The organism is Enterovirga sp., from assembly GCF_035325185.1.
Taxonomy (GTDB): Bacteria; Pseudomonadota; Alphaproteobacteria; order Rhizobiales; family Beijerinckiaceae; genus Enterovirga.
Genome location: NZ_DAOLAJ010000005.1, coordinates 69,478 through 78,181, shown reverse-complemented (window position 1 = coordinate 78,181; position 8,704 = coordinate 69,478). Strand labels below are relative to the sequence as shown.

Annotated in this window: 6 protein-coding genes and 1 pseudogene; 1 reads left to right on the top strand and 6 read right to left on the bottom strand. The window is 70.4% G+C overall.

What is annotated here, in order from left to right:
- Nucleotides 1-369 (top strand): annotated as a pseudogene (locus PKD06_RS02070) (elongation factor 4); the annotation flags it as partial.
- Between the two features lie 121 nt (nt 370-490).
- Here PKD06_RS02070 and PKD06_RS02065 read toward each other — a convergent pair.
- The 6 genes from PKD06_RS02065 to PKD06_RS02040 form a co-directional block, all read right to left on the bottom strand.
- Nucleotides 491-1,279 carry a YggS family pyridoxal phosphate-dependent enzyme gene (locus PKD06_RS02065; RefSeq protein WP_324377253.1) on the bottom strand — a complete coding sequence of 263 codons (789 nt, stop codon included), beginning with the start codon at nt 1,277-1,279 and terminating at the stop codon, nt 491-493.
- A 13-nt stretch (nt 1,280-1,292) separates the two neighbouring features.
- On the bottom strand, nt 1,293-1,820 hold the full coding sequence (locus tag PKD06_RS02060; RefSeq protein ID WP_324377251.1) for a TlpA disulfide reductase family protein: 528 nt from the start codon (nt 1,818-1,820) through the stop codon (nt 1,293-1,295).
- A 148-nt stretch (nt 1,821-1,968) separates the two neighbouring features.
- Nucleotides 1,969-2,808: an alpha/beta hydrolase gene (locus PKD06_RS02055; RefSeq protein ID WP_324377249.1), complete on the bottom strand. Its 840-nt coding sequence runs from the start codon at nt 2,806-2,808 to the stop codon at nt 1,969-1,971.
- An 8-nt stretch (nt 2,809-2,816) separates the two neighbouring features.
- Nucleotides 2,817-3,107: a hypothetical protein gene (locus tag PKD06_RS02050; protein WP_324377247.1), complete on the bottom strand. Its 291-nt coding sequence runs from the start codon at nt 3,105-3,107 to the stop codon at nt 2,817-2,819.
- On the bottom strand, nt 3,104-6,526 hold the full coding sequence (locus tag PKD06_RS02045; RefSeq protein ID WP_324377245.1) for an acyltransferase domain-containing protein: 3,423 nt from the start codon (nt 6,524-6,526) through the stop codon (nt 3,104-3,106). Before PKD06_RS02045 ends, PKD06_RS02050 begins: the two co-directional genes overlap by 4 nt.
- A gap of 3 nt (nt 6,527-6,529) precedes the next feature.
- On the bottom strand, nt 6,530-8,704 hold a 2,175-nt coding region (locus PKD06_RS02040; RefSeq protein WP_324377243.1), incomplete at its 5' end, for an SDR family NAD(P)-dependent oxidoreductase.

Below are 8,704 nucleotides of genomic sequence, written 5' to 3'. Positions count from 1 at the left end.
TACCGCGAGGGCGACCTCGTGAAGATGCAGATCCTCGTCAATGCCGAGCCGGTCGACGCGCTCTCGATGCTCGTTCACCGCGACCGCGCCGAGAGCCGCGGCCGAGCCATGTGCGAGAAGCTGAAGGATCTGATCCCGCAGCATCTCTTCCAGATCCCGGTCCAGGCCGCGATCGGCGGCAAGATCATCGCCCGCGAGACGATCCGGGCGCTGCGCAAGGACGTGACCGCCAAATGCTACGGCGGCGACGCCACCCGCAAGCGCAAGCTCCTGGAGAAGCAGAAGGAGGGCAAGAAGCGCATGCGCCAGTTCGGCCGCGTGGAGATCCCGCAGGAGGCCTTCATCGCCGCCCTGAAGATGGACGGCTGAGGCCGCTTCATCGGAAGGAGCGGCCGCCGGACGGCCACCGGCAGGAGCGCGAGCCCGATGTCCTCGAGGCTCAAGGACCGCTCCAATCAGGCAGGTTGAAGGTGAATCGCTCCGCGGCCTCTCAGGCTGCCTGCGGGGCGAGGCCGGGCCAGTAATGGCCGTCGGGCGTAGGCCGCTTGCCGAAGATCGCCTGGCCCACGCGAACCACGGTCGCCCCCTCGAGGATGGCCGGCTCGTAGTCGCCCGACATGCCCATGGACAGGCCGGTGAGGGCCGGGTGGACCGTCCTTGCCTTGTCGCGCAGCTCCCGCAGGAGCGCGAAGCAGGGGCGCACCTTGTCCATGTCGGTGCTGAACAGGGCGAGCGTCATCAGTCCCCGCGGACGCAGGCGCGGGAAGCGGTGCAGCGCGTCGGCGAAGGATGGCAGCGCATCGGGATGCAGGCCGAACTTGCTCTCCTCTCCCGAGGTATTGACCTGCACGTAGACGTCGAGGAGGCGGTCCTCCCGCTCCAGCCGCCGGTCGAGCTCCTCCGCCACCCGCAGGCTGTCGAGCGCGTGGAATTCATCCGCGAAGCGGACGAGGTGCCTGACCTTGTTCGTTTGCAGATGCCCGACGATGCTCCAGTGGATATCCAGATCGGCCAGCGCCTCGCGCTTGCCCATCGCCTCCTGGACCTTGTTCTCGCCGAAGGAGCGGATGCCCGCGGCGAAGGCGTGGCGCAGGATGCGCGCGGGCACCGTCTTGGTGATCGGCTGGAGCCGGATTTCGGCGCGGTCGCGGCCTGCCCGGCGGCAGGCCCGCGCGATCCGCTCCTCGACCGCGGCCAGGTTGTCCCGGAACGCGGCGGACGGATCGGGGCCGAAGCGCGCGAGATCCCCGGGCGAGAGCGGGACCGCGGGTTCCGTCATCTCCGGCCCCGCCTCAGGCGCAGCCGCCGGGCATGCGGATATCCGGCGAGCCGGCGGCATCCGGCGGCGCGGCGGCCTCGCTCATCAGCGCCATGATCTCCGCGCCGAGCCGAAGGTCGGGCAGATGCCCCAGCACCTGCCGCCGAAGATAGCCCTGCCGGTCGATCAGCAGCGTCGTGGGTGTTCCCTCCATCCGATAGGCCCGCATGGTGCGCGGCAGGCCGACACCGTCCGCTTCGTCCACGCCGACGGGAAAGGTGATGCGGTATTCGTGCAGGAAGGCCCTCAGCGCGACCGGCCTCATCGCGTCGTGATGCTCGAAGACGGTATGCAGCCCCACCACCTCGACGTCCTCGCGCCGGAAAAGATGGGCCACCCGCTGGGCCTGCGGCAAGCCTTCGCTGACGCAGCCGGGGCACAGCATCTGGAAGGCGCAGACCATCACTACGCGCCCGCGCAACTGCGCGAGCGTCAGCGGCTCGGGCGTGTTGAACCATTCGGCGACACGCCATGGCGGCGCGCATTCCCTCCCGTGGGACACGGCACGGCTCCCATCCTCGTCGGGGCCGAGCATAGAGCACGCTACGGAAAAAGGGAATCCGGCTTTCCGATAACAACGTGCATTCACAACAGCTTAGCAGAGCTGCTGAAAAAGCCGCGGTCATCGACCCAGCCCGCCGGCGCGAGCTTCACGCTCCGGCGAGGCGGCGGCAATAGGTCAGGACGAGACGGGTGAAATCCTCCGTGCTCTGCAAGGGCGCGAGATGGCGCGCGCCGGGTACGGTGTCGATCGTCACGTTGGCGAGATTGTTCCGCAGGAACTCGCGCGTCGCGCCGAAGGAAGTATGCTCGTCATAGAGGGCGACCAGCGGCTGGCGGATCTCGCGGAGCCGCTCGGCCGTGAGCCCCGCGGGCGCGAAGACGTCCTGCCCGCAGGTGGTGCGGGCGAGTTGCGGCAGTTGCGAGAACCAGCGCAAGGCCGTCTCGCCCATCGTCTCCCGGATGCGCTCCTTCTGCACCGGGGTGAGGCCCGCGATCGCCTGGAAGAGGCGGGTCAGGTCGACATCCGTCCCGAGTTCCGCGCCCGCGGCGACGAGGGCCGCGCGCACGTCCCGCCACCCTTCCATCTCCGCGAGGTTCGGCTCGATGTCGGCGAGGCCGGCGAAGAAGGGATCGGAGAGGACCAGCCCCCGCACCATGTCGGGGTAGAGCCACGCGGCATGGGTTGCGACGACCGCGCCGTAGCTGTGCCCGACCAGGATTGCCGGGCCGAGGCCGAGGGCGGAATGCAGGCCGCGAAGATCCTGCGCCATGTCGGCCGAGGTGTAGCCGTCCGGCGGGACGGAACTCGCGCCGTGGCCGCGCATGTCATAGGCGGTCACCCGGAACTCGCGGGCCAGGATGTCGAGGACGTTGCTGAACAGCCAGACGGACAGGTTGCTCGTCACGGCATGGATCAGGATCACGTCGGGACCGCTGCCGCGCTGCTGATAGTGGAATCGCAGCCCGTTCAGGTCGAGCATCGGCATGGTGGTCGCTACGCTCCCGGCTGCGCCATCTGGCCGTGCAGGAAGGCGGCCAGCTCGCCGATCTCGATGTCGCGCGCGCCCCTCTCGCGGAGGTCGGCCAGGAACTCCCCGAAACGGAAGCGCCGGCCATAGGTCTCCTCGAGCTTCTCGGCGAGGATGACGGCGTCGATCGAGACGAAGCCGAGATCGGCGAAGAACAGGGTCTTCGGACCGATCTCCCCGGAATATTCCCGGCCGTCGAAATCGCCGAGAATCCGGGCCAGGTCTTGCAGGATGGCATCCGGCGTCGGCGGCTTCATGCGGCCCTCTCGTTCAGGCAGACCGCGACGACGAGATCGCCGTCGCGCGCGGTATGGGCAAGGACCCGCCCGCGCGCCGCTCCGCAGGCGAGGGCGAGCGTGCCGGTCCGCGCATCGGCGGCCAGGACGAGCGGATCGGTCGGCGGATCGACGCCCCCGAGGGCCTGCCGGGCCGCCTCCTTGGCGGCCAGGAAGCGCGCCGTCCATTCGGATCGTTCCCCGAGCCCGGCCAGCAGCGCCCGTTCGCCCGCATTCCATGCGGGCTCCTCCCGCGGAGCGCAACGCGCGAGGGCGATGCCGACCGGCGCCTCGAAGGCCGCGACGCTCGCGACCACGTCGTCGAGACGGGCGATCGCGACATGCGGAAACGCCTCGGCCGCCGTCCGGCGCGGCCGGGCGGCGAGACCGCGGCCGTTCGGCGAGGTGATGACGATGTCGGTCGGATAGAGGCGCTCGCCATGGCGGGCATGCCACAGGAGGCGCACGGAATCCTTGGCGGCGAGGCGCCCGAAGAGCCAGGAGATCTCCTGCTCCTCGTCGCCGCCGAGCCCGCGATATTCCGCCATCTCGGGGGGTGCCAGCGCGACCTTGGAGGTGACGATCCGCATCGTCCGCTGCTTCTGGTCCGGCGGGGTGTCGAGACGGATGCAGCGGGCCGGGACGGAGGATCGCGCGAGGACCGCGTCCCAGGGCTTGCTGATGAAATACTCGTCCTTCGGCCCGAAGAAATTCACCTCCGCGAACGGGACGTAGAAGCGCCAGAACGTCAGGCCGCTCATGCGCGACCAGTGCCGGCCGTCCGGCCCGATCAGATCGACGCAATGGTTGAAATGCCGGTAGCTGCCGCCCCTGGCGAAGCAGCGGCTGGCCAGGCGCGAGCCCGGCGCGAGCTGCGGCCCGAAGATCTCGATCTTCTTCAATTCGACCGGCAGGAGGACGCGGCCGGCCTGGTCCGGGAATTCGAGCTGCCAGGCGCTGATCGGGTGCATGCCCACATCGAGCGTGACCGGGTCCAGGGCGAAATGCGGGTCGGGCTGGGAGCGGAAGAGCCGCTCGCGGGGCAGGACCTCGATCTCGCCCTCCAGTCCCTCGAGGCCGCTTCTCCCGGTCGAGCGCGTGCCCTGGAAAAGAGGGCCATGGAACAGGTTCCGGTACAGGACGTCGACCGGGATCCTGCAGGGATGCTCGTCCGTGAGGGGAAACTCCTCGACGGGGGGAGGCTCGGGATAATCCCGGGCCAGCCTGACGACGCCCTGGCCGGCGGGGGAGCGCCCGCCTGCCTTGTTCGCCGCTCCCCCGAGGACATGGATGGTGACCGCCACCTCGGGGCCCGAGGCGGGACCGGCGGCCGGCAGGAGCCGGGCGGCGGCCTCGATCGAGGCCAGTTCGTCGGCGTCGAAGGCCAGCCAATGGAACAGCCGGACGTTCTCGATCCCGATGGCCTTGTATCCGGGGCAGAGGCAGGCGGCGAGTTCCGCCATGACCTCGAGGCTGAAGGTCATCGGCATGACCGGCAGGCCGTGCTGGTTCGGATCGACCTTGCTGACGGCGTGGCCCCCGATCGTATGGTGGAGCGCGAACAGATCCTCGGCGAGATCGAGTGGGCGCTGCACCGTGATCTCCCGCCCGGCCTCGAAGGCGAGGATGCTCGCTGTCGAGAGAAGCGGAAGATCCGCCAGCGAGGGGCGGGCTTCGGCGAAAGGCGCGGGGGGCGGGGCGGCTTCGGGGGCCGGGACCGGGACCGTCCGTCCGCTCCGCCGCCTCCGGTCGAGATAGGCCGCCATGAGTTCGGCCTGGTCGTCCAGGAACTGCTCCATCAGGGCGAGATGCCGGGACATCACGCCCGCCCGCCCCGGATGGCCGGCTGCCACGGGGGCCGGCGGCGCCATGGGCGGCGCAGCCCGAGGCCCGCCCTCGGCGGCCGCAGCCGGCTCCTCGGGCGCGGCCGGCTTGGGACTCTCCTCCCATGCGATCCGGCGGGGAGAGCGCCGGGCATAGAGATGCTCCAGCCTCAGGGGGACGTGATGGGCCGCGAGCAGGCCGGCGAGATGGTTCAGCTGCGTCACGCCCGAGCGCGTGGGCAGGTTGGAGGCGACGGCGACGAAGCGCTCCTTGCGCAGGATGTCGTCGACGAAGGAAGCGAGATTCCCGCGCGGCCCGCATTCGACGAAGATGCGCACGCCGTCCGCATGCATGACGCGGACGAGGGCGGTGAATTCCACGGGCCGGGCGAAGTTCTCGACCACATGCCGGCGCATGGCGGCGGCGTCGGAGGGGAAGGGGCTGGCCGTCGAGAAGGAATAGAGGGTGGCGAGCGGTTGGCGGCGGAACGGGATCTTCTCGAAAAGCGCGGTGAAGGGGCCGAGATAGGGCTCGAAGAGCGGGGTGTGGTAGGGCACGTCGAAGGGAAGATATTCGCAGATGACCTGCCTTCTCTTCAGCTCCGCCTCGACCGTCCCGACGAGGTCGCGATGGCCGACCGCAATCACCTGGTGCGGGCAATTGTCCATCGCGAGATGGATGCCCTCGCCGACCGTCGCCTGCACGACCTCCTCGACAACGGCCCGGCCGGCTCCCACGGCCAGGAGCTTCGAGGGCGTGATCGCCTTCTCGGCCTCCCAGGCCACGAGCTGGTTCAGCACGTCCCCGACATGGGAGAGCTGCTCCTCGCTCCCCTCGATGGCGCCGCAGGCCTGGAGCGCCGCGATCTCGCCGAGGCTGTGGCCGGCGACGGCGGCGGGCTCGACGCCCAGTTCCTCGAGGAGCGCGAACATGGCCCAGTCGGCGAGGAGGACGCCGGAGGCGATCGCGTCGAGCTGGACGAGGTCCTTCTCCGCCCGGGCCCGCTCTTCCGCCGAGGCGTTGCGGGGCAGTCGGAACAGGCGCGCGAATCTCTCGCCGGCCGCGCGCGACGCCTTCCAGGCCAGTTTCTCGGCCTTGTCGAACGCCTCCGCCACCTCGGGAAAATGCGGGCAGAGATCCGAGAGCATGTTGACGTATTCGCCGCCCTCTCCCGGAAAGAGGAGCGCGAGGCTGCCTTCCTTCTGCAAGGGGCGGTCGAAATAATAGATGCCGGCGGCGTCCCTGATCTGGGTCCGCTTCGGGTCGGCGAGCCGCTTGGCCGCGCTTGCCGCGCGGGCCTGCAACTCCTCCCGCGAGCCGGCGACCAAGGCGAGGCAGGCGCCGACGACGGGGGCGGCCTCCGTGCTCAGGGAATAGGCGAGATCCTTCAGGTCGACCGCGCCGTTCGCCCGCAGGAACGTCTCCAGCCGCTCCAGGCGCTGCAGCAGATGCGCGCGATCGCTCCCCCGCAGGACCAGAAGCTCGCTATCCCAGGGCGGCACCACGGCCGCCGGGCCGGCGGGACGGGCAGATTCCTCCTCCGCGCCGTCCCTCGCCTCCTCGTGAAGGTCCAGCATGCGTCACGCCACCACTTCGAGCCCGCCCTCCGTGGCGGCGGGCGAGGGGCGGGGCTTGCGGGCGGCCCGCGTTACGGGCCGTCCGGCCTCCTCCGTGGCGCCGGCGATGATGATCTCGGTCTCGCCCTTCCGGCCGTGCAGCAATTCGTTGATGAGGATGGCGGGACCCTCTTCCGGCGCGATCAGGGTGAAGCCGCGCTCGACCATATAGGCTTCGAGATCGGCGCTCATGCCGATCCGCGACCAGGGGCCCCAATCGACGGCGAGGATACGGCCCGGCCAGAGCCGGTCGAGTTCGAGCGCCGTCTTGCTCAGGATCTCGTTGCCGGCGGCGTAATCGGCCTGGCCCTTGTTGCCGTAGCGGCCGCTCGTCGAGGCGAAGAAGACGCAGAATTTCAGCCTTTCGGGCTTCAGGAGATCGCGCAGGACGAGCACGCTCTCGGCCTTGGTGCGGAAGACTCGGTCGAAGGAAGCGGGCGTCTTGTCCCGGACGAGCTTGTCTTCCATGATCCCGGCGGCGTGGATGACGCCGTCGATGCCGCCGAACCGCTCCTCGATCTCCGCGACGAGGCGCGTCATGGCGGGCCGGTCGCGCGCATCGATCGGGTGGTATTCCAGCCGCGCGCCCGCCTCCGAGATCGCTGCGAGATTCGAGCGGATCTCCCGGTCGGTCACGATCCAGTTGAACTCCGCTTCCACGGCGGCCGGATTGACCTCCTTGCCGGCCGCGCGGGCGCGGGCGATCAGGCACGCCTTGATCTCCGCCGGGGTCGAGCAGGCGGCGAGATCGGCCTCCTCGCTCTCTGCCGGGCGAGCCGAGCGGCCGGTGATGACGAGATTCGCCTTGTAGCGCCGCGCCAGCTCGACGGCGATCGCCCCGGTGATGCCGCGGGCGCCCCCGGTGAGGAGAATGGTCGAGGTCTCGTCGAGGAGGGGCGCGGTTTCGGAGGGCTGCGGCAGGGGCTCGAAGACCGGCTCCCAGGTGACGCGGCGCGGTCCGAGATAGCCGACTTCCGTGGGGCCGCCGGCGATCGCCACCTCGGCGAGCAGGTGCTCGACGAGGGCGGAGACCTGCTCCTCGCTGCTCAGATGGACCGCCCGCACCAGCGCGTCCGGCCATTCGAGGGCCAGGGTCTTGGCGAACCCGGCGAGCCCGCCCTGGCCGGCGAAATAATGCGCGGGCAGGGGCTCCTCGCCGAACCCCATCGCGCCGCCGAGATCGGTCGCCACGAGGCAGAGCGCATCCGCCTCCTCGCCGCATTCCCTCATCTCCCGGTCGAGGCCGCGCGCCAGGAGGTAGAGAGACCTGACCTCCCGGTCCATCCGGGCAAGGGGTTCCTCGGCGGCGGGAGGCCGCGCCAGCGGCAGGAGATGCACGAGGCCCGAGATCCGTCCGTGCTTCGCGCGGATCCGCTGCAGGAGGTCGTCCACGGCCTCGGGCGAGGTGAGGTCGGCGGCGAGCGCCGCGTCTCCCTCGGCCGGCGCGCCATGGCGGACGAGGACCGCCTCCTGGCCGAAATCGGCGAGGCGCTCGACCAGTTCCCGGGCGATCCCGCGCCCGTCATCGGTGAACAGGACCGCACCCGGCAGAAGGGGAAGGCGCGACTCCGCCTCGGGCGCGGCATCGGCCAGCCGCACGACCCCCCGCGTGACGGCGCCGGCCTTCCGGGACGGGGCAGCAGCCCCGTTGGTCCCGGTGGCCACGTTGGCCCCGGTGGCGGGGCGGGGCTCGCTGCGGCTCGTCTCGGCCTTCGCGGCGGGCGGCGGCGCGGCCCCGGGCGTCCCGGAGGCCAGGGCCTTTTCGATATAATCGACGATGGCGGCCAGCGTTTTGAGGCTCGCGAGCTTTTCCATTTCGAGGTTGGCGGAGGCGTCGGCGCCGTTCTCCTTGATGGCCTCCGCCATGCCGCCGAGGATTTCGACCCGCTTGATCGAGTCGACGCCGAGATCGGCTTCGAGATCGAGATCGAGCCGGATGATGTCCTTCGGATAGCCGGTGCGCTTGACGACGAGATCGACGAGCTGCGCCGCGAGCCAGTCCCGGTTCATGTCGATCGCGGCGGGGGCTGCCGGCTTGGGCGGCTGGGCCCCGGGCGGCGGCAAAGCCGCCTCGGGCGGGGCGCAAAGGCGGGGGGGGGGCCCCCCCCCCGCCGGGCCGCCAGCGCCAAAAACCCCGCC